25 protein-coding genes and 1 tRNA gene are annotated in these 26,015 nt (G+C 68.6%); 13 read left to right on the top strand and 13 right to left on the bottom strand.

The window, feature by feature from the left end; translation table 11 throughout:
* The first annotated feature begins 79 nt into the window (after positions 1–79).
* Positions 80–790: an orotate phosphoribosyltransferase gene (locus tag D3869_RS07295; protein ID WP_137139506.1), complete on the top strand. Its 711-nt coding sequence runs from the start codon at positions 80–82 to the stop codon at positions 788–790.
* 48 nt (positions 791–838) lie between these two features.
* Here the strand turns inward: D3869_RS07295 and D3869_RS07290 are convergent, their stop codons facing one another.
* The 3 genes from D3869_RS07290 to D3869_RS07280 form a co-directional block, all read right to left on the bottom strand.
* Positions 839–2,650, bottom strand: coding sequence for a glycosyl hydrolase family 17 protein (locus D3869_RS07290; RefSeq protein WP_137139505.1), 1,812 nt, complete (start codon positions 2,648–2,650; stop codon positions 839–841).
* A 204-nt stretch (positions 2,651–2,854) separates the two neighbouring features.
* Positions 2,855–3,628, bottom strand: coding sequence for a ferredoxin--NADP reductase (locus D3869_RS07285; RefSeq protein WP_137139504.1), 774 nt, complete (start codon positions 3,626–3,628; stop codon positions 2,855–2,857).
* A 182-nt stretch (positions 3,629–3,810) separates the two neighbouring features.
* On the bottom strand, positions 3,811–5,253 hold the full coding sequence (locus tag D3869_RS07280) for a helix-turn-helix domain-containing protein (protein ID WP_137139503.1): 1,443 nt from the start codon (positions 5,251–5,253) through the stop codon (positions 3,811–3,813).
* Positions 5,254–5,442: 189 nt separating this feature from the next.
* Between D3869_RS07280 and aceA the strand changes: the two genes are divergently transcribed.
* On the top strand, positions 5,443–6,720 hold the full coding sequence (aceA, locus tag D3869_RS07275) for an isocitrate lyase (RefSeq protein ID WP_094301284.1): 1,278 nt from the start codon (positions 5,443–5,445) through the stop codon (positions 6,718–6,720).
* A gap of 690 nt (positions 6,721–7,410) precedes the next feature.
* The gene (locus D3869_RS07270) at positions 7,411–7,974 is read left to right on the top strand and encodes a DJ-1/PfpI family protein (RefSeq protein ID WP_094301285.1); all 564 of its coding nucleotides are present in this window, start codon (positions 7,411–7,413) and stop codon (positions 7,972–7,974) included.
* 123 nt (positions 7,975–8,097) lie between these two features.
* Here D3869_RS07270 and D3869_RS07265 read toward each other — a convergent pair whose 3' ends face one another.
* Positions 8,098–10,086, bottom strand: a complete 1,989-nt coding sequence (locus tag D3869_RS07265; RefSeq protein ID WP_137139502.1) for a PAS domain-containing sensor histidine kinase — start codon at positions 10,084–10,086, stop codon at positions 8,098–8,100.
* Between the two features lie 241 nt (positions 10,087–10,327).
* Between D3869_RS07265 and D3869_RS07260 the strand changes: the two genes are divergently transcribed.
* The 4 genes from D3869_RS07260 (at position 10,328) to D3869_RS07245 (ending at position 14,362) form a co-directional block, all read left to right on the top strand.
* The gene (locus D3869_RS07260; RefSeq protein WP_137139501.1) at positions 10,328–11,020 is read left to right on the top strand and encodes a sulfite oxidase-like oxidoreductase; all 693 of its coding nucleotides are present in this window, start codon (positions 10,328–10,330) and stop codon (positions 11,018–11,020) included.
* Positions 11,021–11,247: 227 nt separating this feature from the next.
* Positions 11,248–12,969: a 2-oxoacid:acceptor oxidoreductase subunit alpha gene (locus tag D3869_RS07255; protein WP_137139500.1), complete on the top strand. Its 1,722-nt coding sequence runs from the start codon at positions 11,248–11,250 to the stop codon at positions 12,967–12,969.
* 20 nt (positions 12,970–12,989) lie between these two features.
* On the top strand, positions 12,990–13,832 hold the full coding sequence (locus D3869_RS07250) for a 2-oxoacid:ferredoxin oxidoreductase subunit beta (protein WP_051658017.1): 843 nt from the start codon (positions 12,990–12,992) through the stop codon (positions 13,830–13,832).
* Positions 13,829–14,362 (top strand): ferritin-like domain-containing protein, encoded by a 534-nt coding sequence (locus D3869_RS07245; protein WP_109069861.1) that lies wholly within the window; start codon positions 13,829–13,831, stop codon positions 14,360–14,362. Before D3869_RS07250 ends, D3869_RS07245 begins: the two co-directional genes overlap by 4 nt.
* 88 nt (positions 14,363–14,450) lie before the next feature.
* On the opposite strand, the gene D3869_RS07240 is transcribed toward D3869_RS07245, so the two are convergent.
* On the bottom strand, positions 14,451–15,836 hold the full coding sequence (locus tag D3869_RS07240; protein ID WP_175426415.1) for a vWA domain-containing protein: 1,386 nt from the start codon (positions 15,834–15,836) through the stop codon (positions 14,451–14,453).
* Here D3869_RS07240 and D3869_RS33020 point away from each other — a divergent pair.
* Entirely contained in the window at positions 15,793–16,191 is a 399-nt protein-coding gene (locus D3869_RS33020; protein ID WP_175426414.1) for a hypothetical protein, read from the top strand. The two genes, D3869_RS07240 and D3869_RS33020, sit on opposite strands and share 44 nt — an antisense overlap.
* 181 nt (positions 16,192–16,372) lie before the next feature.
* Positions 16,373–16,567 (top strand): DUF1289 domain-containing protein, encoded by a 195-nt coding sequence (locus D3869_RS07235; protein ID WP_137139498.1) that lies wholly within the window; start codon positions 16,373–16,375, stop codon positions 16,565–16,567.
* Between the two features lie 29 nt (positions 16,568–16,596).
* Here D3869_RS07235 and D3869_RS07230 read toward each other — a convergent pair whose 3' ends face one another.
* On the bottom strand, positions 16,597–17,064 hold the full coding sequence (locus D3869_RS07230; protein ID WP_137139497.1) for a PA2169 family four-helix-bundle protein: 468 nt from the start codon (positions 17,062–17,064) through the stop codon (positions 16,597–16,599).
* 190 nt (positions 17,065–17,254) lie between these two features.
* Between D3869_RS07230 and D3869_RS07225 the strand changes: the two genes are divergently transcribed.
* A complete protein-coding gene (locus D3869_RS07225; RefSeq protein ID WP_014239055.1) occupies positions 17,255–17,770 on the top strand; it encodes a ferritin-like domain-containing protein in 516 nt (171 codons plus the stop codon).
* Between the two features lie 57 nt (positions 17,771–17,827).
* Here the strand turns inward: D3869_RS07225 and D3869_RS07220 are convergent, their stop codons facing one another.
* Positions 17,828–18,379, bottom strand: a complete 552-nt coding sequence (locus D3869_RS07220; protein WP_137139496.1) for a YgjV family protein — start codon at positions 18,377–18,379, stop codon at positions 17,828–17,830.
* Between the two features lie 671 nt (positions 18,380–19,050).
* Here D3869_RS07220 and D3869_RS07215 point away from each other — a divergent pair.
* Entirely contained in the window at positions 19,051–19,230 is a 180-nt protein-coding gene (locus D3869_RS07215) for a hypothetical protein (protein WP_137139495.1), read from the top strand.
* Positions 19,231–19,307: 77 nt separating this feature from the next.
* Here the strand turns inward: D3869_RS07215 and D3869_RS07210 are convergent.
* Positions 19,308–19,384: transfer RNA gene (locus tag D3869_RS07210), tRNA-Arg, on the bottom strand.
* A gap of 170 nt (positions 19,385–19,554) precedes the next feature.
* Here D3869_RS07210 and gpt point away from each other — a divergent pair.
* A complete protein-coding gene (gene gpt, locus D3869_RS07205; RefSeq protein ID WP_094301294.1) occupies positions 19,555–20,055 on the top strand; it encodes a xanthine phosphoribosyltransferase in 501 nt (166 codons plus the stop codon).
* 64 nt (positions 20,056–20,119) lie between these two features.
* On the opposite strand, the gene D3869_RS33640 is transcribed toward gpt, so the two are convergent.
* The 5 genes from D3869_RS33640 to D3869_RS07185 form a co-directional block, all read right to left on the bottom strand.
* On the bottom strand, positions 20,120–20,635 hold the full coding sequence (locus tag D3869_RS33640) for an ABC transporter permease (protein ID WP_247895585.1): 516 nt from the start codon (positions 20,633–20,635) through the stop codon (positions 20,120–20,122).
* Positions 20,590–20,964 (bottom strand): hypothetical protein, encoded by a 375-nt coding sequence (locus D3869_RS33635; RefSeq protein ID WP_247895584.1) that lies wholly within the window; start codon positions 20,962–20,964, stop codon positions 20,590–20,592. The genes D3869_RS33640 and D3869_RS33635 overlap by 46 nt, the downstream gene beginning before the upstream one ends.
* Positions 20,961–21,908, bottom strand: coding sequence for an ABC transporter permease (locus tag D3869_RS07195; protein ID WP_137139494.1), 948 nt, complete (start codon positions 21,906–21,908; stop codon positions 20,961–20,963). The genes D3869_RS33635 and D3869_RS07195 overlap by 4 nt, the downstream gene beginning before the upstream one ends.
* Before the next feature lie 40 nt (positions 21,909–21,948).
* The gene (locus D3869_RS07190; protein WP_137139493.1) at positions 21,949–23,475 is read right to left on the bottom strand and encodes an ABC transporter substrate-binding protein; all 1,527 of its coding nucleotides are present in this window, start codon (positions 23,473–23,475) and stop codon (positions 21,949–21,951) included.
* Between the two features lie 88 nt (positions 23,476–23,563).
* Positions 23,564–24,310: a creatininase family protein gene (locus tag D3869_RS07185; protein ID WP_137139492.1), complete on the bottom strand. Its 747-nt coding sequence runs from the start codon at positions 24,308–24,310 to the stop codon at positions 23,564–23,566.
* A gap of 168 nt (positions 24,311–24,478) precedes the next feature.
* Here D3869_RS07185 and D3869_RS07180 point away from each other — a divergent pair, with 168 nt between their 5' ends.
* On the top strand, positions 24,479–26,011 hold the full coding sequence (locus tag D3869_RS07180; RefSeq protein WP_137139491.1) for a YifB family Mg chelatase-like AAA ATPase: 1,533 nt from the start codon (positions 24,479–24,481) through the stop codon (positions 26,009–26,011).
* The last annotated feature ends 4 nt before the right edge of the window (positions 26,012–26,015 follow it).

The following is a 26,015-nucleotide window of genomic DNA, read 5'->3' as shown; positions in this document are numbered from 1 at the left end:
GTTGCGGCCCGCCCCGAACGGGGGATCATCGGGGGAAGACGCGAGGCGGACAACAACGCGAAGACGACGGGGGCAGGCCATGATACCGGACGCTTGGGACATCGAGCTGCGCGAAGGGGCCATCGCCGTGGCCCGCCATCTGATCGAAACCGGCTGTGTCCGGTACGACCCGGACCATCTGTGCCGCCACGGTTCCGGGCTGGTCAGCCCGGTCCATCTGGAGGGGCGGCGGCTGCTCTCCTACCCCGCGGTGCGCGAGGACGTGCTCGACTTTGCCCTGAGGATGATCGGGCAGGAGATCGGCGACGGCGAACTGGACGCCATCGCCGCCGCCGAGGGGGCGGGTGTGCCCTGGGCCGCGCTGATCGCCGACCGGATGGGCCTTCCCCTCGTCTTCGTGCGCAAGGAGGCGCCGGAGGGCCAGCAGGGCTACAAGCACCGGATCGAGGGGCGGGTGGAGCGGGGCTGGCGTGTGCTTCTGGTCGAGCAGATCGCCGCCGACGGCCACCGCAAGGCCCGCTTCGCCCAGCCGCTGAAGGAGGCGGGCTGCGACGTGCGCGACCTGTTCGTGCTGTTCCAGTACGGGATCTTCGACGAGATCCAGGAGCATCTGGCCCCGCTCGGCATCACCATGCACGCGCTGGCGACCTGGTGGGACGTGCTGGAGGTGGCGAACCGCGGCCATTACCTGGACGGGCAGGCGCAGGGCGAAATCCACGCCTTCCTGCACGATCCCAAGCGCTGGACCGCGGAGCATCAGGGCAGCCGGAAGAGCGAGAAGGCGGCCTGAAGCAGAGCGTGCCCCCTCTCCCACGCCAAGCGGGAGAGGGGGAAACCCTCACTGTCCGGCGATGCGGACCCATTGATGGCCGGCGCGGGCGGTCTCGCCACGGCGGGCGGCCAGGACGACGGCGGCGTAGGGCACCGCCAGCAGAAGCTGGAGCCCGGCCCAGGACAGCGCCTCCCAGTTCGGGCTGGTCCACACCACCTCGTGCAGCGCCTCCATGAAGGGAAGCTGCCCGTAGATCAGCGACTCCATCGGCACCACGCCCTCCGCCAGCACGGTCAGCAGCGCGCCGAGCAGCAGCAGGGCGGCCAGCGCCGACTCCAGCGGCAGGCGGCGGACGGCGCCGCACAGGCCGCTCGCCGGAGCATCGGCCACCGGGACGGCGGGGCGGAACAGCCCGCCGATCCCCCAGGCGGCCAGCGCGCCCGTGCCCTCCGGACGCCGCGTGGCGCGCATGGCGCCGAGCCCCAGCAGGCCGAGCGCCGGCAGGGCGAAATACCAGTTGGGGAAGTCGCGGTAGCGCCCGTCGAAGACGATCAGGAAGCTCCAGACGATCCCCAGCAGGGCGAGGACCACGGCGGCGGCCTTGCCCACCGTTTCCAGCCGCGACAGCGCCGGGCGGCCGCGCAGCGGCGCCAGCGGCTCCAGCGCCAGACCGCCGCTGCCCAGCGCCCGCCGGGCGGCCAGAAGGACGGCCAGCGAGAGCATGCCCGTCGCCGCCAGCATGACGACGGACAGCGCCACGTCCTGCGGGTAGTGCTTGCCGTGCAGGGCGCCCCAGACGGCGTGGACGTAGAGGGTGGACAGCGCCTGCGCCAGGAAGGCCAGGGCGGCGAAGGCTCCGGCGGTCAGCGGCCGGCCGCGCAGGGTCAGCCCGATGACGAGCGCCAGCGCGAGGCCGGAGGAGACGCCGAACAGCAGCCGCCATTGCCGGTTCTCCACCACCGGCCCGGCCAGGGCGAACTTCGCTTGGCGGTCGGCGGTGTAGAGGCCCCAATGGCCGCCCACCGTGCCCTCCAGCTTGGCCTTCCAGCCCTGGTCGAAGGCCTCGATCACGTTGTAGTCGAAGCCCTCCTGCTCGGCGAGGCGGACGAAGCCGTTGACGAACTTGGCCTTGTTGACCAGCCCGGTGACCGCGGCGCCGCGCGACCGGCCCTCCGTCGGCCAGCCGGTCTCGCCGACCAGGATCGGTTTGCCGGGGAAGCGCTGGGCGATCGTGCGGTAGCTGCCGCGGATGCGCTCCATGGCGCCGGCCACGTCGGTCGGCACGTCCTCCCAATAGGGCAGCAGGTGGATGGTCAGGTAATCGACGTGATCCGCGATCTGCGGGTATTTCAGCCACCATTCCCAGACGTCGGCGTAGGACACCGGCTGCTTCACCGCCGCCTTCACGCGGTCGATGTAGCCGGCCACCTGCTCCGGCGTCAGCTCGCGGCGCAGCAGCACCTCGTTGCCGACGATCACGCGGGTGATGACGTCCGGGTAGCGGTTGGCGAGGTCGATGAGGGAGGCGACCTCCTTCTCGTTCTTGTCCAGCCGCGACGACAGCCACGCCCCCATGGTGACCTGAATGCCGTGGCGGCGCGCCAGTTCCGGCACCACCTCCAGCCCTTCCAGCGAGGTGTAGGTGCGCACCCCCGCAACCTGCGGGGCGAGGGCCGCCAGATCCTCGTCGATCTGCTCCACGCTGGGGAAGGTCTGCGTCAGCGGGCTCTGCCCGTCGCGGAAGGGCGCGAAGGACACGCTTTTCAGCTTGCCGCCGGGCGGCGGTTCGAGCGGCACCGGCTGGTTCGGCAGCGACCAGACGGCAAAATTCGCGAGGCCGGCCACGAGCAGCACGGCAAGGATCGTGATGAGGCGCATGGAGGGGATGTCTACACCAAATGCGGGATCGGCAAAACGGTCTGGCGAACCGGGTTGGTTCCAGAAGGAAAACGGGCGCGCCCCCGCAAGGGAGGCGCGCCCGTCAAGGACCAACCCGGCCCAGGCGGGCCGGCTGGAGTTGATGACGTGCCATCGTCACGTCCCATCAACGAACCGCGGCCCGCTTTATTCCGGCAAATCCGCTCAGCGTTCCACAAAAGCCTTTTCGATCACGTAATGACCGGGTTCGCCGTTGTGGCCCATGGAGAAGCCCAGCTCGTCCATGATGCCGCTGGTCTCGTCGAGCATGGCCGGGCTGCCGCAGATCATCACGCGGTCGACCTCGCGGTCGAAGGGGGCCAGCCCGACGTCCGCGAACAGCTTGCCGTTGCGGATCAGGTCGGTGATGCGGCCCTGGTTGCGGAACGGCTCGCGCGTTACGGTCGGGTAATAGATCAGCTTCTGCTTCACGTCCTCCCCGAAGAACTCGTTCTCCGGCAGGACGGTGTTGATGATGTCGCCGTACGCCAGCTCGCCCACCGTACGCGTCGTGTGGGTCAGGATCACCTTGTCGAACCGGGCGTACATCTCCGGGTCCTTGATGATGCTGAGGAACGGGGCGAGGCCGGTGCCGGTGCTGAGCAGGTACAGGTTGCGGCCCGGCAGCAGGTTGTCGGTGACCAGCGTGCCCGTCGCCTTGCGGTTGACCAGCAGCGTGTCGCCTTCCTTGAGGTGCTGGAGGCGCGAGGTCAGCGGGCCGTCCTGCACCTTGATCGAGAAGAACTCCAGCGTCTCCTCGTAGCTGGCGCTGACCAGGCTGTAGGCGCGCAGCAGCGGCCGGCCGTTCACCTCCAGGCCGATCATGGTGAACTGTCCGGGATCGAAACGGAACGAGGGATCGCGCGTGGTGGTGAAGCTGAACAGCGTGTCCGTCCAGTGGTGAACGCGCAGGACGCGCTCATGAATCAGATTGCTCATGGAATCCGCAGGTCCGTTTCGGTGACCGGCATGCTGTGGCCGGTGTCGTTTCAGAAGCCAAGCCGTGCCGCATTGCAGCACATCTCTTTAACAATAAATTCGTCAACAGACCACTAATTTATACCAACAATTTTGTTGTGGCTTTTTGGTTACCACAAGACGGTGTTGCAAAATAAATGGCCTTACTCTCCGGCCGGAGGGGCGAAGAGATAGGGCGACAAACCCCGCAGATTCTCATCGACAATCAGGCGATGGTTCAGCGGCGGGAAGGCGCGCTGCGAGCAGTCCAGCCGCGGACAGAGCCGGCAATTCACACCGATGGGCGTCGCCGCCTCGGTGTTTTCGAGATCCACGCCGTCCGCATAGGTGATCTGCGCCGCGTGCTGGAGATCGCAGCCCAGCGCGATGGCGAACTGCTGCGGCGGGCTGCGGAAGCCGCCGCCGGCCTTCACCACCGTGCGGGCGATGGAGAAATAGGTGGTGCCGTCGGGCATCTGGGCCAGCTGGCTGTGGATTTTTCCCGGCGTGCGGAAGGCCTCGTAGACAATCCAGCGGGCGCAGCCGCCGCCGAAACGGGCCAGATGGAAGCCGGCCCCGGAAAAGCGCTTGGACACGTTGCCGGCGCTGTCCACCCGCATCAGGAAGAAGGGAACGCCCTTCGCCCCCGGACGCTGCAGAGTGGTCAGCCGCTGGCAGACCTGCTCGAACGAGGCGTCGAACCGGCGCCGCAATATTTCGATGTCGTATCGAACCTGATTGGCCGCCTCCCAGAAGCGGGCGTAGGGCATCAGCACCGCCGCCGCGAAATAGTTGGCCAGCCCGATGCGGGCCAAGCGCCGTGCCTCGTCGCCGGTCAGGCCGGACGACTCGACGATCTGGTTCAGCAGGTCGCGATGGCGCAGCAGGGCGATCTGGCAGGCGAGCTGGAAGTTGCGTCCGGACGGCGCCAGCATCTCCGACAGCAGGATGCGCCGCCCGTGCCGGTCGAAGCGGCGCACCGCATAGCCCATGATGTCGGACGGCAGCAGCCGGACGCGGACGCTGTGATTGTTCAGCAGATAGTCGGTCAGGCCCCGGTAGAGGTCGCCCTTCTCCAGCCGGCCCTCCTGCCACAGCTCCTCCGCCGCCGCCTCCAACTCGGCGAAATGGTTGGAATGGGCCTGGAAGAGGTCGCGCACCTCGTCCTGCGGGAAGGAGGAGGTCTGGACCAAATGCAGCTTCTCGCGGTCGGCCACCCGTTCCGACAGGGTCTGCAGGTCGTCGCGGCTGGTGCGGAAAGCCCGATAGAGCGCCACCACCGCCTGCCCCAGCGTCGGGGCGACCGCCGCCAGCTCGCGGAAGTCCTGGTTCTTGATGTCGGAGCCGTCGAACAGCGGGTCGGCGAAGACCTCACGCAGCCCGGCGACGAGGCGGCTCTCCTCGTCCTCGGCGAAGCTCTGCAGGTCCACCCCGAAATTCTGGCCCAGCTTCAGCAGCAGCGGCACGGTGACCGGGCGCTGGTTGTGCTCGATCAGGTTCAGGTAGCTGGGGGAAATGCCGAGCTGCTCGGCCATCTGGGCCTGGGTCAGCCCATGGTCGCGGCGCAGCCGACGCACCTTCGGACCCAGCATCGCCTTCTTGTCCATGGCCGTCCGAACTCCAGCTGAGCCGATTTACAATATTTACCGATTTACAGAACTTTTCAGACGGCAGTTTACAAACAGACCCTTTTACAAACAAGGGCATGTTGCAAGGCAGCGAAGGTCGTTTTAGTTGTTTTGTCAGGGCAAGCGCTCAAAAGCAGCGCAACGGTGACGAAAAGAAGGAAAACGACCATGTCGCTCGATGAAAAGACCAAGGCCGCTCTCCGCGCCGCGCGCTTCGAAGGCATCAAGCGCGATTACACCCAGGACGACGTGAAGCGCCTCAGCGGCTCGGTCAAGATCGAGTACACGCTGGCGGAACTGGGCGCGCAGCGCCTGTGGGAACTGCTGAACACCGAGCCGTACATCAACACGCTGGGCGCCCTGACCGGCAACCAGGCGATGCAGGCGGTGAAGGCCGGCCTGAAGGCCATCTACCTGTCGGGCTGGCAGGTCGCCGGCGACGCCAACCTGGCCGGCCAGATGTACCCGGACCAGAGCCTGTACCCGGCCAACTCGGTGCCGGCGGTGGTCGAGCGCATCAACAACACCTTCAAGCGCGCGGACGAGATCCAGACCGCCGAGGGCAAGGGCGACACCTACTGGTTCGCGCCGATCATCGCGGATGCCGAGGCCGGCTTCGGCGGCCCGCTGAACGTCTTCGAACTGATGAAGGCGATGATCAAGGCCGGCGCCGCGGGCGTCCACTTCGAGGACCAGCTCGCGTCCGAGAAGAAGTGCGGCCATCTCGGCGGCAAGGTGCTGATCCCCACGCAGCAGCACATCCGCACGCTGAACGCCGCCCGTCTGGCCGCCGACACCATGGGCACCTCGACCATCGTGCTCTGCCGCACCGACGCGGAGTCCGCGCAGCTCATCACCTCCGACGTTGACGAGCGCGACCATCCCTTCATCGACTTCGACGCCGGCCGCACCTCCGAGGGCTTCTTCCGCCTGAAGAAGGGCACGGGTGTCGACCACTGCATCGCCCGCGGCCTGTCCTACGCCCCCTACTCCGACCTGCTGTGGTGGGAGACCTCGCGTCCGAACCTGGAGGAGGCCAAGCGCTTCGCCGAGGCGATCCGCAAGGAGTTCCCGAACAAGCTGCTGGCCTACAACTGCTCGCCGAGCTTCAACTGGAAGGCCAACCTGGACGAGGCGGACATCGCCAAGTTCCAGCGCGAGATCGGCGCCATGGGCTACAAGTTCCAGTTCGTGACGCTGGCCGGCTTCCACAGCCTGAACTACTCGGCCTTCAAGCTGGCCAAGGGCTACGCGGCGCGCGGCATGGCCGCCTACTCGGAGCTGCAGGAGGCGGAGTTCGCGGCGGAGGCCGAGGGCTACACCGCGACCAAGCACCAGCGCGAGGTCGGCACCGGCTACTTCGACGCGGTCGCCACGGCGATCTCGGGCGGCCAGTCCTCCACCACCGCCTACAAGGACTCCACCGAGGCCGACCAGTTCCATTGATCCAACCGCGGGCCGCGTCCGGTGCCATCCGCCGGACGCGCCCCGCCTGGGACGAGACAGCACTTTGCCCCCGCAAAGTGTGAAAGGGTCATACGGCCGCCCATCGCGGCAGCCTCCCCGGCTCGGGCCGTATGACCGGTTTGCGCCGATCCTCCGGACGGTTGGCTTCGGCCCGCCGCCCCGGTGACCGGTGGTTCCCGATCCGGTGTGCGAGCCGGATCTCTTCGAACGGCTGACGCTATTGACTTCAAACGGCCGGGGGTCCGCCCCCGGCCGCTTCTTTTTGCGTTCGCCCTCTTTCATCACGGCCATTAGTTGTCACAGCCGCGCCATGACGGCATGGCTGACCTGCGCCACCCCAACCGTCATACTCGGGAAATCGTGATTAAGTCTTGAGCGCAACCGCGAAATTGCCGTGCCGGTTGCCCTGCCCGACGGTGGGGAAGCTGCGTTGCAGTGCGGAATAAGCCATTGACTTGGGACCTCGTTGCCGCCACTTGTGTTCCATGCTCACCACAAACCGATCAGGGGCGTAACTGCCCCCCCGCCGGACCTCATCGGACGAGGGCCGGCTGCGGGTTCCATCGCCGCGCAAGGCCTTGCGCGGCGTGCGCCGTTTCTTTTCCCCGACGGCGCATTCCTCGGCGATGGCCCGCGCATTCTGGTTGAACGATGAAAGGACAAGACAGTATGGATCAACCCCTCGCAGGAAAGAGCATTGCCATTCTCGTCGCCAACGGCTTTGAGGAACTGGAGATGACGGAGCCGCAACGGGCTCTCCTCAAGACCGGCGCTACTCTTCGTACGATTTCCCCCGAGCAGGGTCTGGTGAACGGCTGGCACGGCAAGTCCTGGGGCCATTACTTCCCGGTGGACAAGCAGGTCGGCGAGGTTCTGGGTGCCGACTATGACATGCTGCTGCTGCCGGGTGGCGAGCGCAGCGTCACCAAGCTCCAGCAGAGCGCCCACACCCGCCGCATCGTCGGCCACTTCCTGGACGCCGGCAAGCCGATTGCCGCGATCGACCAGGGCATCCAGCTCCTGGCCATCCCGGGCAAGCTGAAGGGCCGCACTCTGGCCGCTCCCGAGGCCGTCCGCGCCGAGCTGGAAGCCGCCGGCGGCAAGATCAGCGACGAGGCCCTGGTGGTGGACAATGTGACCATCACGGCGCTGGGCCATGACGAGCTGGCCGCTTTCGTCGAGCAGGTCGTCAAGGTCTTCTCCGAGGCTGCCGCCGTCCGCAAGGCCGCCTAAGGCCAAGCCACCGCGCCTCGACAAGGTACCCGTCTTTCCTGCGGGTTTCGTCTTGTGGGTCCACGGCCGCCGCGCGTCCAGCGCGCGCGGCCGTTGCGCGTTTTGGGGGTTCGTTTCCAGCCTTCAGGGCGACCGCGCAGCCCCGCCGACCCGGCAGGGCGGGAAGGTCAGGCATACGGTCGTCCCGGCTCCGACCCGGCTGTCGATGTGGAAGCTGCCGCCGTGCAGCGCGATCAGCGCGCGGGTCAGCGGCAGTCCCAGGCCGGAGCCGCGCTCCGTCGTCCGGTCACGGCCCTGGTTATGGCCCTGGTTGCGGCCATGCACCTGCCCGAAGGCATCCAGCGCCACCGGTATTTGCTCGGGCCGCATGCCGATGCCGTTGTCGGCGACGGTCAGCGCGATGCCGCCGTCCTCCGTCAGTTCCGCGCGCACCCGCACGCGGCCGTCTTTGGGAGGGGCGAACTTGATGGCGTTGCCGATCAGGTTGGTCAGCATCTGCCGGATCTGCGAGGCGTCGCCGTGCAGGCTCGGCAGATCGTCGGGAATCTCCATGCACAGCGTCACCGCCGCCTCGCCCGCCCGCGGCTGCATCATGCCGAAGGTCAGGTCGACCAGCAGGGACAGGTTGCAGGCCTCCTCATGCAGGTCCATCCGACCCGCCTCGATGCGCGCGAGGTCGAGCAGGTTGTTGATGAGGTCCAGCATGTAGACGCCGGCCGCCGCGATCTGCCCGGCATACTCACGGTAGCGCGGGTTGTTCGGCCCCATCATCTCGTCGTGGATGATCTGGGCGAAGCCGAGCACGGCGTTCAGCGGCGTGCGCAGTTCGTGGCTCAGATGGTGGACATAGTCGGACTTGCGCTGGTTGGCCTGTTCGGCCTCGTCGCGGGCGGCGCTCAGTTCGGCCTCGCGGGCTTTCAGATCGGTGATGTCGGCGCGGATGCCGACGGTTCCGCCCTCGTGGGTCCGCCACTCCTCGATGCGGATCCAGCGTCCGTCGTGAAGCTGCACCTCCATGGGGGCGCCGGCGCCGCGATGCTGCTCGATGCGCCGCCCGATCCAGCCCTCCAGGTCGCCGTCCGGCACCTGATAGACGCCCCGTTCCACCCCGCCGCGCAGCACCTCCTCGAAACGGGCGCCCAGCGTGATGAGGTCGGTGTTGGCGGAGAACAGCTCGCGATAGCGCCCGTTGCACAGCACCAGCCGGTCCTGGGCGTCGTACAGCACGAAGCCCTCGGTGATGCATTCGATGGCGTCGGACAGCAGATGATGGGCGCGCCGGGCCGCGCTTTCCGCCAACGCCCGTTCCGTGACGTTGCGGATGCTGCACATCACGCGGTCGCTGTCGGGCAGGGCGACCAGCCGCGCCTCGAAGAATTTGGTGCCCTCCACCGATCCGGCCTCCGTCTGGCCAGGAGGCGGCAGGGAGAACTCAAGCCCGATGACCGTCTGCCCCTCGTTCAGCCGGCCGAGCGCCGCGGCCAGTGTCCCGGCGGCGGGTTCGGGCAGCACCTCCTGCACGCGGTGGGCCAGGAAGCGCTCGGCGGGGACGTTCAGGTCGCCGGGGCTGGCGGCGGCGAAGTCGAGGATGGTGCCGTCGCGCAGCAGTTCGAAGCGGATGTCGGGATAGGCGTAGGACAGCGCGATCAGCTGCTCGTTCAGCCGCATCATCTCCTGCCGGGCGCCGCTGTCGGCGGGGGCTTCCGCCAGGATCAGCCCGCCCGGGCGCGGCGCCGGAACCAGCCGGAGATCCACCTCCAAAGGCAGGGTCAGGGGGGCATGGATGGTTGCCCGCGCCTCCACCGTCCGGCCCGCGGCGGCCTGCTCCAGCGCGGCGGGAAAGCGGCCGGACAGGCTGACCCGGACGGCGGCGGCGGGCGCGTCGGTCTCCAGGCCGATCAGCGCGCGGGCGGCGCCGTTCAGCCACAGGGTCAGGCCATCGGGATTGAGCAGCCACAGCGGTGTGGCGAGCGCGTCCAACCAAGCCAATCCGGCCACATCTTCCGGGGTCATATCCAGAACGGCCCTCTCCAGCCCGGCCCTCTCCAGCCCTGAGGGCGCCGCATCGGTGTGCGGGGCGACGGACAGGGCGGTGGTCATGGGCGGCAACATGGCAGGTCTTGCATGGCGGACATGCTATCAGAGCAAGGCAGGCCGTGAACAGGGGCAGGGGGACCGTCCGAACCGTCTATTTCCAGTCCAACCACAGGAAACAGCGGGGGACGGCCGGCGGATCAGCCTTTCGCACCACCGGAAAGCGCGGGATCGACGCTGACACCGGCGCCCGTCCATGCCTAAATCCGTACCGCCCATCAGGGGCATCGCTGCCGATCCACCCCATCGGAGGACCGCCATGGCGGACGACATCGCTCGGGATGAGCCTCAAGACGAGTCTCATGACGGCCAGATCCGCGACAAGCTGATCGCCACCAAGGAGCAGTGGGCGCGGGAGGGCCGGGGCCTGACCGGGGAGACCGCCGATCCGGCGCGCGACCGTCTGCCGCCCGGCCAGCGCTTGGTGGAGACCTGGCCGGTGCTCGATCTCGGCATCCTGCCGCGGGTGAGCGAGGCGACCTGGACCCTGGCGGTGGACGGGCTGGTCGAGAATCCCGTCACCTGGAGCTGGGAGGATCTCCAGGCCCAGCCGCCGGCGCGTGTCGTCTCCGACATCCACTGCGTCACCACATGGTCGCGCTACGACAACCAGTGGGAGGGCGTGTCCACGCGGCACCTGCTGTCGGTCGTCCGGCCGCGGCCGGAGGCGCGCTTCGTCCTCTGCCATTCCTCGGACGGCTACACCACCAACCTGCCGTTGGACGCCTTTGCGGCGGCGGACGCGTTGCTCGCCACCGGCTGGGAGGGCCAGCCGATCAGCCGCGACCATGGCGGCCCCGTCCGAGTCGTCGTGCCGAAGCTCTATTTCTGGAAAAGCGCCAAGTGGGTGAAGCGAATCGAGTTCCTGGCGGAGGATCGCCGCGGCTATTGGGAGGTCCGCGGCTATCACAATGACGCCGACCCCTGGCGGGAAGAACGTTACAGCGAGTAAGCCGCGAAGACGTCTGCCATTCCGGTCCGGAAACAATCCCGACAAAAGTCGGTGCAAAGGGATTCATGGTCGCCGGGCAAGACATTGGTCGGACCATTCCATGACATGACTTCGCAAAATCGTGGCGTCTTTCGTCCGATTTGCGCCAGATCATTTCCCTGTTCCGTAATGCTGACGTAGCCGTACGGGCGTCGGGCGACTCACATTCGGACGCAAGGGATTAACCAATGACAGTGGACTCGGTCACGATTGCCCTGGTGGGCAGCGGTGGCGCCGGCGCGATGACCGCCGGACAGATGCTGCTGGATGCCGCCGCCAACGTGGGATGGTACGGATTGATGTCGCGGTCCACCGGCCCGCAGATCCGTGGCGGCGAGGCCGCCGCCCTCGTTCGCCTGTCGCCGACACCCGTTCACGGTCCGGGAGACCGTTTCGACCTGATCGTCGCCTTCGACTGGCAGAATGTGGAGCGCTTCGCGGCCGAGCTTCCGCTATCGGACAAGAGCGTCATCATCACCGACCCCAGCCAGGGCGAGGTGCCCGCAGTCCTGGCCGCCAGCGGCGCCAGACAGGTCGAGCTGCCGATCAAGGAACTGGCCGGGCGCATCCCCGGCGGGCGCGTCAACATGGTGGGGCTGGGCGCCGTCGCGGCGATCGTCGGCCTGCCGCGCGCCGGCATCGACGCGGTGATCCAGAAGGCGCTGGGCAAGAAGGGCGACGCCGCCATCCAGGCGTCCAACGCCGGCATCGACGCCGGGTCCAAGGAGGCCGCCGGCTGGAACCTCGGCCTGGAGCTGGCCGCCCCCAACAAGGAGGGCGCCACCCGCTGGAACATCTCCGGCAACGAGGCCGCCGGGCTGGGCGCCTTGAAGGGCGGGGTGAAGTTCTGCGCCGCCTACCCGATCACGCCGGCGACCGAGATCCTGGAGTGGCTGGCCCCCAACCTCGCCAAGACCGGCGGCAAGCTGGTCCAGGCGGAGGATGAGCTGGCCTCCATCGCCATGTGCCTGGGCGCCTCCTTCAGCGGCGTGCCCTCGATCACCGCGACCGCCGGTCCCGGCCTGTCGCTGATGACCGAATGCATCGGCCTGGGTGTGGCCTCCGAGACCCCGGTGGTGATCGTCGACGTGCAGCGCGGCGGACCGTCCACCGGCATCCCGACCAAGTCCGAACAGTCCGACCTGAACATCGCCGTCTACGGCCTGCACGGCGACGCCCCGCATCTGGTGGTCGGCCCGACCTCCATCGCCGACTGCCTGTTCACCACCCAGTGGGCGGTGCATCTGGCCGAGGCCCTGCAGACCCCGGCCATCGTGCTGTCCGATCAGGCGATGGGCCAGTCCCGCGCCATCGTCGACAAGCCGGCCGACGCCCCCCACAAGGCCAACCGCCTGCTGGCGACCGACCTCGGCGGCGACGCGAAGTACCTGCGCTACGCCAACACCGAATCGGGCGTCTCCCCCGCCGCCATCCCCGGCATGCCGGGCGGCGAGCACACCGCCGACGGTCTGGAGCACGCCGAGAGCGCCCTGCCGTCCTCGCAGGCGTCCGACCACCAGAAGCAACTCGACAAGCGCCTGCGCAAGCTGACCAGCTACGACTATGGCGACGCCTGGGCCGACGTCGAAGGCGAGGGCGAGATCGCCGTCGTCACCTGGGGCTCCGCCACCGGCCCGTCGCGCGAGGCGGTGCGCCGGCTGGAGGCCGCCGGCACCAAGGCCCGGCTGGTCGCCATCCGCCTGATCTCCCCGGTCCAGCCGGCCAAGCTGGCCGCGGCGCTGGAGGGCGTCACCAAGGTCCTGGTCGTCGAGCAGACGCACGGCGCCCAATTCCACAAGTTCCTGCGTGGGCATTACGACCTGCCGGGCGCGGTGTCGGTGTTCAGCCGCCCCGGCCCGCTGCCGATCCGCGCCCGCGAGGTGCACGAGACGCTTCTTTCCCTGATCTGACCGGCCGGAGCACGAAATCCATGGATACCCATCTGACCGACGATGTCGTGGGCCCGCTGCCCGGCGACTACAAATCCGACGTGAAGCCCATCTGGTGCCCCGGCTGCGGCGACTATTCCGTGCTGGCCGGCATCACCCGCGCCATGGCGACCATGGGGCTGGAGCGCAAGGACACCGTCGTGGTGTCGGGCATCGGCTGCTCGTCGCGCATCCCCGCCTACACCAGCGTCTACGGCTACCACACGGTGCACGGCCGCTCGCTGGCCGTGGCGTCCGGCGTGAAGCTGGCCCGGCCGGAGCTGAACGTGCTGATCTTCGGCGGCGACGGCGACGGCTTCTCGATCGGCGGCAACCACTTCCTGCACGCCTGCCGCCGCAACGTCGACATGACCTACATCGTCATGGACAACCAGGTCTACGGCATGACCAAGGGCCAGGCCTCGCCGACCACCGAGGCCGACTGGTGCGAGTCGAAGCTGACCCCGGAAGGGCCGGGCGTCAACCCGATCCAGCCGGTCGCCCTGGCGCTGGCCTGCGGCGCGAATTTCGTCGCCCGCGGCTTCTCCAACAATCCGAACGAGGTCGCCCGCCTGATCGTGGAGGGCGTGCGGCACCCCGGCTTCTCGGTCATCCACATCCTGTCCCCCTGCGTCACCTTCCGCCCCGAGCAGCGCAATTGGAAGAGCACGGTCCATCCCTACGGCCGCGAGCCGACGGACGACCCGAACGAGGCGATGCGCGCCGTCCTCGAGGACGACGGGTTCGGCCTCGGCATCTTCCTCGCCGGCAACCGCCGTCCGTTCCAGCCCGAATCGGCGGCCACCCGCAGCATCGCCCAGATCGAAGAGGGGTTCGCGGTATGAAGACGAAAGTGCTGAACGGGGCCGCCAACGTCGGCCTGTTCCTCGCCCACGCGCTGGCCCTGGAGATCGAGGCGGCGGAGCGCTACACCGAGCTGGCCGACAGCATGGAGGCCCACAACAATGTGGAGGTCGCCAAGCTGTTCCGCGATCTGGCCACCTATTCGGGCAAGCACGCCGAGGAGGTCAAGCAGATCGCCCGGGAATTCGGCCCGCTGCCCAAGGTCGCCCCCTGGGAGTTCCAGTGGGACGCCACCACCGAGTCGCCGGAGGCCGCGGCCTTCGAGAACGCCCATTACCTGATGAAGCCGCACCACGCGCTGAAGATGGCGCTGCTGAGCGAGCATCAGGGCAACAACTATTACGCCTCGGTCGCCGCCGAGACCAAGGACCCGGAGGTGGCCCGCCTCGCCCGCGAGTTCGCGGAGGAGGAGGCCGGCCACGTCGCCCTGGTCCGCAAGTGGCTGGAGCGCTACCCGGCCCCGAAGGACGACTGGTCGGACGATCCCGATCCGCCCAACATCTCCGACTGAAACGTCTGAGCGTGGGGCGGAACGCCTTGAGGTTCAGGAACGGGGCGGCCCGGTGCCGCCCCGTTTCCTTTTCAGGCGATGACCGCCGTCACCGCGCGGCCCGGCTGCCCGCCAGTTCGACGAGGCGGATGAACTCGGCGCGCGTGCCGTGGGGGTCGGCCCCGCGGGCGCCGCGCGCCAGATCGGCGATCTGCGCGTAGGACATCGTCTCGCCGCCTCCCTCGCTGCGCAGCTTTCCGGCGAAGGATGCCACCGCCAGGGCGAAGCGGGCCTCGGCGGGAGCGGCCTCGACGGAGGCCAGGGCCGCGCCTTTTCGGATGGGGCGCTCGATCAGCCGGCTTTTTGACTGACCGGGCAGCGTGTAGCGCAGGCGCAGGAAACCGAACTCGTCCGCGTTTGCCGCATCCCTGGTCGTCTTGACCTTATGGCTGGCTTCGTAGCGCAGCGGATCGACGCCCTTGCCCCTGGCCCCCGGCGGCAGGAACTCATAGAGCGCGGTCACCGCATGGCCGGCGCCGACGTCGCCCGCGTCCACCCGGTCATTGTTGAAATCCTCGCGGCGCAGCGCCCGCGTTTCATAGCCGATCAGCCGGTACTGCCCGACCAGGGCCGGGTTGAACTCGATCTGGAACTTCACATTGTCGGCGACCGGCACCATGGTGGAGGACAACTCGTCGCGCAGGACCTTCTTGGCCTCCTGCATGCCGTCGATATAGGCCGCGTTGCCGTTGCCCGCCTGGGCGAGCCGCTGCATTACCACGTCGTTGAGGTTGCCCAGCCCGACGCCGAGGACCGACAGATAGACGCCGGTCTTCCGCTTCTCCGCGATCAGCGCCTCCAACTCCTTCGGATCGACGATCCCCACGTTGAAATCGCCATCGGTGCCGATCACCACCCGATTGACCGCCGTCTTGTCGAAATTCCTCTCCGCCAGCGCATAGGCTGCCTGGATTCCACCGTCGCCCGCGGTGAGGCCACCCGTCGTCAGCCCCTGGATCGCCGCGCGGATGGTTTCCTTGTCCGTTCCGGCGGTGGGCTCCAGCACCACGCCGCTGTTGGCGGCGTAGCTGACGATGGCCACATGGTCGTCCGGACGCAGATCGTCCACCAGCATCAACAGCGCCTGCTTCAGCAGCGGCAACCGGTCTTGCGGCGCCATGGAGCCCGACACGTCCACCAGGAAGACGAGGTTCAGCGCGGGTCTTTGCCTGCGGGCGACGTCGTAGGCGCGGATGCCGATGTGCAGGATGCGCGCGCCCTCCGTCCAGGGGGACGGATAGACCGCCACCGTCGGGCGAAAGGGAGCGGCGGGCGACTCCGGGCGCGGGTAATCGTAGTGGAAGTAGTTGACCATCTCCTCCACCCGCAAGACAGGGAAGGGGATGGGGTGCCCTTCGTTCAGCAGGCGGCGGACCACCGCGTAGGACGCCGTGTCCACATCGGCGGAAAAGGTGGAGACAGGCGCCTCGGCCACCGGCACGAAACCGTTCGGCGACGCCGTGTTGAACCGCCCCGGCGCTGCGGCGGCAACCTCCGCGTTGAAATACGGCTGTCTTGTGGAGGGCGCGGGGGCGGACGCCGGGTATCCCGGGCCGCCGCCGGGCGGCATCGCCGACATCGGCGCCTGGGGGGGCACCCCGCAAGCCGTCAACACCGTCGCCAGCGCCATCGCGCCGAGCAGAATCCCCACCGACCTTCGCTTCACCGAAATCTCCCTCGTTGGACTCCACGGAACACCGCGGACCACAGTTCTGAACGCCAATTTGGGAGATTTCTTGTCTGAAGAATTCGCCTTTCCGGCATTTTCCTGGCGAATTCATGGCTTGTAGGTTGATCTACGGAAATCCGCTCTCCCCATTGTTGCGGAAAAATAACCGATGGTGTCGGTGGGGCTTGTCAAAAGCGCCGAAATGCCGCAAGAGCGGGCACTTCCGGCCCGGCCGGACGGAGCGGCGCCAGCGCCACGCCGCCGGCCACCGCGCACTGCCCCGCATTCATCTGGATTCCGGAATGACCCAGCCCACCGAGACCGAGTTCGTCCAGTCACCCTGCGTCAGCGTGTGCAAGCTGACAGCCGACCGCGCCTATTGCATCGGCTGCCTGCGCACCCTGGAGGAGATCCGCGGCTGGAAGCACATGGACGCCGGCCAAAAACGCGCCCTGCTGGCCGATCTTGAGAACCGGCAGTCTGCCGCCGCGGAGTAACGTTCTACCTCTTCGTCAGGAATCCCAGATCAGGCCGCGGCACCGCGCAGTAGGGTCATGCGGTCGCGGTCGGCGCGGATGCGGTCGAGATGCTGGACCGCCACCGCGGTGATCGGCAGAGGCAGCTCCTTGGCCAGGGCTTCCTCGTAGGCGCGGACGCATTCGCCCTCGCCGCGCTGCACCTCGGCGAGGATCGCCTCGCGGTCCTGCCCCAGCACGTTGTTCTTGAGTTCCAAAAAGAAGCGGTGCGCCCCGCCCATCACGGTGCCGCCCATGTCCGGCGCCCCGCCCTGTTCGGCGACGAGGCGCTGCACCTCGCGCACGATGGCGCCGCGCTGGGCCGCCAAGTCGTTGAACAGGGCCTTCAGATCCTCGTCTTCCAAGGCTTCCGCGGCCTGACGATAGGCTTCGTGGCTGTCCTCGACGATGCGGATCAGATCGTTGAGGGTATCGACGATCTGGTCTTTTCCCATCACGGCCGGTTCATTTGCCGACATGGCCGGTTCCTCCCCTGGCAGGCTGCCCAACCACTTGAAAACCTGCCGCTCCGGTGAAGGTTCCTTGATGCATACGAAGGGTGCCCCTGTTGGGTTGGTCTGCATCGTCCGATGGTGACGAACCGCTGCTCCGCCTGTTGTCGGTCCATCCCCAACGGACTGTCCGATAACGCAACGAGGGAGAGGATCTGTGGCCAACACCACCAAGGAAACCCTGATCGACTGGCTCCGCGACGCCCACGCCATGGAAAGCCAGGCCGTCGAGATGCTGGAGCGTCAGGCGGAGCGCATCAAGAACTACCCGGACGTCCTCGCCAAGGTGCAGGAGCACATCGAGGTGTCGAACCGGCAGGCCGACCGGCTGAAGCAGTGCCTGCAGCGTCTGGGCACCGACACCTCGGCCATCAAGACCGGCGTCGCCATGCTGATCGGCAACGCCCAGTCGCTGTCCGGCGTCGTGGCATCCGACGAAATCGTGAAGGCGTCGATCTTCGACTATTCCTTCGAGCATTTCGAGATCGCCAACTACCGCGCCCTGATCTCCGCCGCGGAGCAGGCCGGGGAGCCGGAGATCGCCCGCATGCTGCAGCCGAGCCTGGACGAGGAACTGGAAATGGCGGCGTGGCTGGAGCAGCGCCTGCCGCAGCTCACCAAGACTTATCTGGAGCGCCGGGAAACCGCCGGCACCGCCGAAGCGAAGCGCTGATCGGAACGCAGCGTCAAAGCCGCGCCGGGGCATCCTCCCCGGCGCGGTTCCCATATCTCAATGCGCCGTCAGCATCGCCCGGCGGCGGACCGGCGGGCGGGCGCGCCACAGGCTGAGCAGATGGCCCGACAGGGTCAGCGCGTCCGACGCCAGCCCGAAGGCCGAGCCGGCCAGCGCGTTGTGGCCGGCCCCCACCACCGTCGAGGACAGGAAGAACAGGCGCATCCGCCCGACCGTGCTCTGCCAGCGTCCGATGGTGCCCAGGATGAAGCCCGTGGCCGACAGGGCGGACATCGGTCCCTGCCACGTCGCCGCCGCGACGGCCAGCGCCGCCGGGACGGTCAGGGCGAACAGCGCGCGCAGCCAGCGCGGGCGCCGATCCGGATAGGCGGCGGCCATCTGCACAAGGCCGAGCGCGCACATCAGCGTGCCCGTATGGGCGCCCAGGGCGAAGAAGTGAACCACGAACAGCGCGCCGGCCCCGGCCTGCGCGGTCAGGATCGCCCGCCGGTCCTGCAGCAGCGTGGACAGGACGCCCAACGCCAGACCGGCAAGCCCGCTCACCGCGACCAGCGACAGGGACGGCAGGTGGTGCAACAGGAAAATCATGGATAACGCCTTCACCCTTCGGAAAATGCTGCGCCGCAGCAAAAAGCCGCGACGAAGGGGGCGGACGCTAGGCTCGGATGGTTAACCGGCTGTGAATCGGGGTGTGATCAAGAGTGGGCGCACCGTCCCGCGGCAGCGATTCGCGATAAGGGCAAAAAGCGTTTAATGCCAACGATCTCGCGACCTGTGGCCTGACCATGGGCATACCCCTGTGGTCGGGGGCACCCCATGGGCATTTCACCTTTGCGACGTTTCCCCGGGACGGCCGGGCGGTCATTCTTCGCACCGCAAGATGACACGCCCAAGAATACCTGCCCAAACACACGCTTCTCGACGCCGTGCCTTCCCGAAACGCCGTGCCTGAGACGCCTCCTGGAATAAGACGCTCTGGATGAGATGCCCTATGACCCAGCTGACGAAACGGGACGCCGCACGTCTTCCCGCGCCACCCACCTGTTGCCATTGCGGGAAACCTTTGCGGGCCGGGGAACCGCATTGGGCCGGCGATAGCGAGAACCGCCCCTGGCATTATGGCTGCGCCGAGCGGGTCGGCCTGACCATGTCCTGGACGCGGGTCCGCCATCGCCGCGCGATCGTCGCGGGAGCTTGACCGCACCGCGCTGTTGACCCCTCGCCGAGATTCATCGGCGGGGCTTTCGAAAGGGGGAAGCATGAAGGGGACACCACACAGCATCTGGCTGTCCATGGCCAACCGGTCGGCCAGTCAGGCGATCGGTTTCTGGAGCGGCCTGTTCAACGCCGCCGCCCGGCGCAACCAGACCGCCCTGTTCAACGCCATGACCAAACCGCCCAAGGCGAAACGCCCGGCGCAGAAAAAGAAAAGCCGCTGAGGGAACCTCCCTTGCGGCAAACGCCAGAAAGCAGAAAAGCCGCCTAAGGGCGGCTTTCTTGTGCAGACCGGAAGGAATGGCGCGCCCGAAGAGATTCGAACTCCTGACCCCCAGATTCGTAGTCTGGTGCTCTATCCAGCTGAGCTACGGGCGCATTCCTGTTTGTCTTCCCGGCGGCGGCGGTGACCGTCCGTCGTCGAGGCGCGCAACTTACTCAAAAGGATTCCGGGCTGCAAGACCTTTTTTCGCCTTTTCACGCGGTCGATTGCCCGGCGGTGGGGCTTGCGGTATAAGCGGCGCACGTTTCTTTCGGAGTCCATAGCCGTGCCAGAAGCCGTTCCGTTCAACAAGCACTTCCCGGTGTCGTGGGAGGAGCTTCACCGCAACGCCAAGGCGTTGGCCTGGCGCCTGATCGACAAGGGTCCCTGGAAGGGCATCATCGCCATCACCCGCGGCGGTCTCGTCCCGGCGGCCATCATCGCGCGCGAACTGGAGCTGCGCATGATCGACACCGTCTGCGTCTCCAGCTACGACCACCAGAACCAGCGCGAGGCGATGGTGCTGAAGGGCGTGGAGGGCGCCAACGCCGGGGAAGGCGAAGGCTGGCTGATCATCGACGATCTGGTCGACACCGGGAAGACCGCGGTGATCGTGCGCAAGATGCTGCCCAAGGCGCATTTCGCCACCGTCTACGCCAAGCCGCTGGGCCGCCCGCTGGTCGACACCTTCATCACCGAGGTGAGCCAGGACACCTGGATCCACTTCCCCTGGGACATCGAGCTGCAATTCTCCCAGCCGATCGCCAAGCAGCACCGCGGCGCCTGACCGATTGCCCGGTTGACACTTGACACAAGGCTGCGTGCCTTGTGTCAAGTCCAGGCGGTCACGTCTACAGCAGCCCCGCCGAGCGGTGGCGCGGGTCGAGCGCGTCGCGCAGACCGTCGCCCAGCAGGTTCAGCCCCAGCACCGTGACCGCGATGGCCGCCCCCGGAAAGATCGCCTGGAGGGGGGCGGTGAACAGGAAGGTCTGCGCGTCGCCCAGCATCTTGCCCCAGGAGGGCGAGGGCGGCTGGATGCCCAGCCCCAGATAGCTCAGCGCCGCCTCGTTCAGCACCGCCACGGCGAACAGCACCGTCCCCTGAACGATCACCACCCCGGCGATGTTGGGCAGCACATGCACCAGCGTCACCGACAGCGGCCCGCGCCCCAGCGCCAGCGCCGCCCGCACGAAGTCCCGCCGCCACACGGCCAGCGCCGCTCCGCGCGCCACCCGCGCGAAGACCGCGGCGTTGAACAGGCCGAGCGCCAGCACGACGTTCACCGCCCCCGCCCCCAGCGCCGCCGTCAGCAGGATCGCCGTCAGCACCGCGGGAAAGGCGAACAGCAGGTCGCCCAGCCGGGCCACCGCCTCGTCCCCCAGCGCCCCCAGGCCGAGGCGGCCAGCCCCAGCGGCACGCCCAGCACAGCGCCCAGCGCCACCGCCGCCGCCCCAACGGCCAGCGAGTTGCGCGCGCCGACCAGGATCATCGAGAAGACGTCGCGCCCGAAATGGTCGGTGCCCAGCCAATGGACCGGCCCCGGCGGGCGCAGCCGGGCGACCACCCGCACCTGTTCCGCCGGGAAGGGCGTCCAGACCAGCGACAGCAGCGCCGCCCCGACCACCAGCGCGGTGAGCAGCCCGCCCAGCAGCAGACTGACCGGCAGCCGGCGCACCCGCCGGACGAGCCGTCTCATGCCGTCACCCGCGGGCGCGGGTCGATGGCCGCGCAGGCGATGTCGACCAGCGCGTTGACCGCCACCACCGTGACCGCCAGCAGCACGACGACGCTCTGCACCACGATCAGGTCGTGCTGGCCGATGGCCTGATAGAGCAGCCGGCCCAGCCCCGGCAGGGTGAAGACGTTCTCCACCACCACCGCCCCGGCGACGAGAAAGGAGAATTGCAGGCCGAGGATGGTCGCCACCGGGATCAGCGCGTTGGGCAGCACATGGCGCCGCAGGACCACGCGGCGCGGCAGGCCCTTGGCGACCGCCGTGCGCACATACTCCTCGCGCAGCGTGTCGAGCGCCGCGGTGCGGGTGATGCGCGCCAGGATCGCCGCCTCCGGCAGGGCCAGCGCCACGGCGGGCAGCAGCAGCGCCTTGAGCGCCGGCCCCACCCCGGCCTCCCACCCCGGAAAGCCGCCGGCGGAGAACCAGCCCAGCCGAACGGAAAACAGCAAGATCAACAGGATGGCGAACCAGAAGCCGGGCACCGCGATGCCCATCTGCCCGAAGGCCATGACCGCCCAGTCCCCGGCCCGCCCTTGCCGCCCGGCGGCGAACAGGCCGAGCGGGATGGCGATTCCCGCCGACAGGACCAGCGCCAGCCCCGCCAGCGGCAGGGTGATGGCCAGCCGGTCGGCGACCAGCCCGGCGACCGGGCGCGCGTAGGTCAGGCTGGTTCCGAAATCGCCGTGCAGCATGCCGCCCACCCAACCGGCGTAACGGACCGGCCAGGGCCGGTCGAGCCCCATCTGGACGCGCAGGGCGGCCACCGCCTCCGGCTGCGCGCTGGTGCCCAGCATCACCAGGGCGGGGTCGCCGGGGATCGACTCCAGCACGGCGAAGACCACCAGCGTGGCCAGCCACGCCGTCAGCGCCAGGGTGAGCAGACGCCGCACCAGGAAGGCGAGCACGCGGGTCAGCCCCCGCGGGGTCCGGTCCGGCCGCGCCGGATCACTTCCACCGGACGCCCGTCACGTCGTTGGCCTGGATCGGGCGGTTGACCCACATGCCCTGGACCGCCGACTTCTGCACGGTGGCCGAGGGCAGCATGAAGAGGAAGCCGTTCACCGCGTCCTCGGCCAGGATGCGCTGCTGCTCGCCGTAGAGGGCGTTGCGCTTGGCACTGTTCTGGGTGCGGTCCAGTTCCGCCCCCACGGCGTTGAAGCGCTCGCTGCGGTAGTTGAAGTAGTAGTCGGGGCGCCCGTAGATGTCGATGTCCAGCGGCTCCGTGTGGGCGATCAGGGTCAGGTCGTAATTCTTGCCCTTGAACACCTGCTCAAGCCAGGGCGCCCACTCCATCGGCTCGACCTTCACGCGGATGCCGACCTCGGCCAGCATGGCGGCGATCAGCTCGCCGGAGCGGCGGGCGTAGATCGGCGGCGGCAGGCGCAGCGTCGTCTCGAACCCGTCCGGAAGGCCGGCCTCGGCGAGCAGCGCCTTGGCCTTGTCCGGGTCGTAGGGGTAGAGGCCGGTCAGGTCGACGTAGCCGGCGCGGTGCGGCGGGAAGTGGCTGCCGATGGCAGCACCATTGCCGAACAGCACGCCGTCGATCAGCGTCTTGCGGTCGATGGCGTGGGCCATGGCCCGGCGCACCCGGACGTCGTCGAAGGGCTTGCGGGCGTTGTTGGTGCCGAGGATCGTCTCCCCCTCCGTCGTGCCGACCATGACGGTGAAGGCCCCGTCGTCGCGGAACTGGGGCAGCGCCTCGTAGGTGTCGAACTGCGGGAAGCTGTCGATGTCGCCGGCCTTCAGCGCGGCGACCTGGGCCGCCGGGTCGCTGATGAAGCGGAAGGTCACGCGCTCCAGCGCCGGCTTCGGCCCGTCATAGTCGGGGTTGCGCACCAGCACCACCCGGTCGCCGGCCACCCAGCGCTCGAACTTGAAGGGGCCGGTTCCGATCGGGGTCTGCTTGTTGGCACCCGCCGACTCCGGCGCGACGATGGCGGCGTCGCCCGACGCCATGTGGAAGAGGAACAGCCCGTCCGGCCGCGACAGGGTGACCACCACGGTCCGCGCGTCCGGCGCCTCGACACCGGCGATGGCCGCGAAATAGCCCTTCTGCGCGTTGACCGAATCGGCGCCGCGCGCGCGGTCGAGCGAGAACTTCACGTCCGCCGAATCGGCGTCGGTGCCGTCGTGGAACTTCGCCCCCTTGCGCAGGTGGAAGGTGTAGGTCAGCCCGTCCGCCGACACCTCCCATTTTTCGGCGAGGCCCGGCACCACCTTGCCTTCGGCGTCGATGCGGGTCAGCGGCTCGAACAGGTTGGCGTAGGTCACCTCGTCGATGGCCGCGGCCGCCCCCGCGGTGGGGTCGAGGTGTGGCGGTTCCAGCCGCATCCCGACCACCAAGTTAGTACGGGCCAGATCGGTGCGGGGGGCCGCCTGCGCGAGAACCGGGCCGGCGGCCAGCGCGCCGGCCAGCCCGAGAACCGCTCCCATGGTGATGGCGAGCGCGGTGCGCCTCTGGCGGTTCGGCATGACGGCTGTTTCCCCCAATCGTTGTCTCGGCGCGGGATGATGCGGTGAAGCCCCGCCCGAGTTCAAGACCGCAGGATGGCTTTTCCGCTCAGGCCTCCGCCAGGAAGGCGCCGTACTGGCGCGAAATCGCCTCGACCGCCGTCTCGAACAGGCGCTTGCCGTGCTCCGGCGAGGCGAGGCCGGGGGCGGAGCCGATGCGCCCGTCGGGATGGCGGCGCCGGAAATCGCGGGCGTCGTAGAAGCCGCCGGGCGACGCGGTCTCCGGGTCCATCGCCGCCGTCTTGATCGACTCGGGATAGGCGTACTGGGTCAGCGACACCTCGCTGGGCGTGGCGTGGGAGCCCTCCTTGCCGCCGAACAGCTCCCGCGACAGGCGGCCGATCTCCTGGTTCTCCCACCAATTGACCAGGGTGCAGCGCAGCTCCGGCGCCTGCCGGCCGCGCAGGGCGCGGTTCTCCGCGTAGATCTCGTAGAAGGCGGCGCGGACCGACGCGACGTTGCCGCCATGGCCGTTGACGAAGAAGAAGCGCTCGAACCCATGCTCGGCCAGCGACATCACATAGTCGCGCAGCAGGGCGATCAGGGTGGAGGGCTTCAGCGTCATCGAGCCGGCGAAGTCCATGTGGTGCACGGCCATGCCCACCGGGATGGTCGGCCCGACCATGGCCCCGGTGGCGTCGCCGACGCCGCGGGCCACCACCTCGGCGCAGATGGCGTCGGTGCCGATCAGGCCGTTCGGCCCATGCTGCTCGGTGGAGCCGATGGGCAGGATAATGCCCTTGGAGGTCTTCAGGTAAGCCTCGGCCTCGGCCCAGGTGCTGAGAAGAAGCTGCACGGTCTCTGACCCTTGCTGTGTGTTTTGCTCTGGGAAGAAGTGTAGGGCAGCGCCGCCCGCCGCCCAAGGCCGCTTGGCCGCAGAACGGCCCTGCGCCGCCCGGCGCGCTGGCAATTCCCTTCGCTCAACCATACACTCGCGTGCATTTCCCAAAGCACGGCGTCTGGTATGGTTGCGCGGATCAACACGGTTGCGTTCCAGGGCATCGAGGTTCTGGACATCGACGTTCAGGTGCAGATGTCCGGCGGCATCGTCGCCTTCACCGTGGTCGGCCTGCCCGACAAGGCGGTGGCCGAAAGCCGGGAGCGGGTGCGGGCGGCGCTGCACGCGCTCGGCCTCGCCCTGCCGGCCAAGCGGATCACCGTCAACCTCGCCCCGGCGGACGTGCTGAAGGAGGGCAGCCACTTCGACCTGCCCATCGCGCTCGCCCTGCTGACCGTCATGGGCGTGCTGCCCGATCTGGAAATGAGCCGCTACTGCGCGCTGGGCGAACTGGCGCTGGACGGGGCGCTGACCCCGGTGGCCGGGGTGCTGCCGGCGGCGATCAACGCGCTGGCCCACGACCGCGGGCTGATCTGCCCGGAAGCCTGCGGCGGCGAGGCCGCCTGGGCGGGCGAGGGGCTGGACGTGCTGGCGCCCGCCACGCTGCTCGCCCTCATCAACCATTTCCGCGGCCAGCAGGTGCTGACCCGCCCCCGTCCGCGCATCCAGGAAAGCGCCGAGGCGCCGCTCGACCTGCGCGACGTCAAGGGCAACGAGACGGCCAAGCGCGCGCTGGAGGTCGCCGCCGCCGGCTCGCACAATCTGCTGATGATCGGGCCGCCCGGCTCCGGCAAGTCGATGCTCGCGGCGAGGCTGCCGGGCCTGCTGCCGCCGCTCGACCCGGCGGAGGCGCTGGAGGTGTCGATGATCCACAGCGTCGCCGGCCTGCTGGAGGGCGGCCGGCTGCTGCGCCAGCGCCCCTACCGGTCGCCGCACCAGTCGGCCAGCCTGCCCGCCCTGGTCGGCGGCGGATCGCGCGCCAAGCCCGGCGAGATTTCCTTGGCCCATAAGGGCGTGCTGTTCCTCGACGAGCTTCCCGAATTCCCGCGCGGCACGCTGGAGGCGCTGCGCCAGCCGCTGGAGACCGGCAAGGCGGTGGTCAGCCGGGCCAACCACCATGTGACCTACCCGGCGCGGGTGCAGTTGATCGCGGCGATGAACCCCTGCCGCTGCGGCCATCTCGACGACCCGTCGCTGGCTTGCGCCCGCGCGCCCAAATGCGCCGCCGACTACCAGTCGAAGATCAGCGGGCCGCTGTTTGACCGCATCGACCTGCACATCGACGTGCCCGCCGTCAGCCCCGCCGACCTCAGCCTGCCGCCGCCCGCCGAGGGCAGCGCCGACGTGGCCGCCCGCGTGGCGCTGGCCCGCGCCGTCCAGGCGGAGCGCTACGCCGCCTTCGGCCCCTTTCCCGAGGGCCGGGCGGTGCGCACCAACGCCGAGGCGGACGGCGAGTTGCTGGAAAAGGCCGCCGCCCCCGACCAGCCGGGCCGCGCCCTGCTGACCGAGGCGGCGGAGCGGCTGAAGCTGTCCGCCCGTGGCTATCACCGCGTCATGCGCGTCGCCCGCACGCTCGCCGACCTGGACGGCGGGGGCGGCGTGCGCCGCCCGCACATCGCGGAGGCGCTCGGCTACCGCCGCATCGCCCCCGGACGATAAGCTT

The organism is Azospirillum brasilense (genome assembly GCF_005222205.1).
GTDB classification, from domain to species: Bacteria; Pseudomonadota; Alphaproteobacteria; order Azospirillales; family Azospirillaceae; genus Azospirillum; species Azospirillum brasilense_G.
This window is presented reverse-complemented; position numbering and strand designations above follow the sequence as displayed.

Coding starts and splice junctions, on each gene's coding strand:
- D3869_RS07230 (WP_137139497.1), bottom strand. CDS start 17,064: ATGTCGGCAAATGAACCGGCCGTGATGGGAAAAGACCAGATCGTCGAT.
- D3869_RS07190 (WP_137139493.1), bottom strand. CDS start 23,475: ATGCCGAACCGCCAGAGGCGCACCGCGCTCGCCATCACCATGGGAGCG.
- D3869_RS07290 (WP_137139505.1), bottom strand. CDS start 2,650: ATGCGCCTCATCACGATCCTTGCCGTGCTGCTCGTGGCCGGCCTCGCG.
- D3869_RS07220 (WP_137139496.1), bottom strand. CDS start 18,379: ATGATTTTCCTGTTGCACCACCTGCCGTCCCTGTCGCTGGTCGCGGTG.
- D3869_RS07280 (WP_137139503.1), bottom strand. CDS start 5,253: ATGGACAAGAAGGCGATGCTGGGTCCGAAGGTGCGTCGGCTGCGCCGC.
- D3869_RS07235 (WP_137139498.1), top strand. CDS start 16,373: ATGACCCAGCCCACCGAGACCGAGTTCGTCCAGTCACCCTGCGTCAGC.
- D3869_RS07215 (WP_137139495.1), top strand. CDS start 19,051: ATGAAGGGGACACCACACAGCATCTGGCTGTCCATGGCCAACCGGTCG.
- D3869_RS07265 (WP_137139502.1), bottom strand. CDS start 10,086: ATGTTGCCGCCCATGACCACCGCCCTGTCCGTCGCCCCGCACACCGAT.
- D3869_RS33635 (WP_247895584.1), bottom strand. CDS start 20,964: ATGAGACGGCTCGTCCGGCGGGTGCGCCGGCTGCCGGTCAGTCTGCTG.
- D3869_RS07255 (WP_137139500.1), top strand. CDS start 11,248: ATGACAGTGGACTCGGTCACGATTGCCCTGGTGGGCAGCGGTGGCGCC.
- D3869_RS07245 (WP_109069861.1), top strand. CDS start 13,829: ATGAAGACGAAAGTGCTGAACGGGGCCGCCAACGTCGGCCTGTTCCTC.
- D3869_RS07295 (WP_137139506.1), top strand. CDS start 80: ATGATACCGGACGCTTGGGACATCGAGCTGCGCGAAGGGGCCATCGCC.
- D3869_RS07260 (WP_137139501.1), top strand. CDS start 10,328: ATGGCGGACGACATCGCTCGGGATGAGCCTCAAGACGAGTCTCATGAC.
- aceA (WP_094301284.1), top strand. CDS start 5,443: ATGTCGCTCGATGAAAAGACCAAGGCCGCTCTCCGCGCCGCGCGCTTC.
- D3869_RS07285 (WP_137139504.1), bottom strand. CDS start 3,628: ATGAGCAATCTGATTCATGAGCGCGTCCTGCGCGTTCACCACTGGACG.
- D3869_RS07250 (WP_051658017.1), top strand. CDS start 12,990: ATGGATACCCATCTGACCGACGATGTCGTGGGCCCGCTGCCCGGCGAC.
- D3869_RS07180 (WP_137139491.1), top strand. CDS start 24,479: ATGGTTGCGCGGATCAACACGGTTGCGTTCCAGGGCATCGAGGTTCTG.
- D3869_RS07270 (WP_094301285.1), top strand. CDS start 7,411: ATGGATCAACCCCTCGCAGGAAAGAGCATTGCCATTCTCGTCGCCAAC.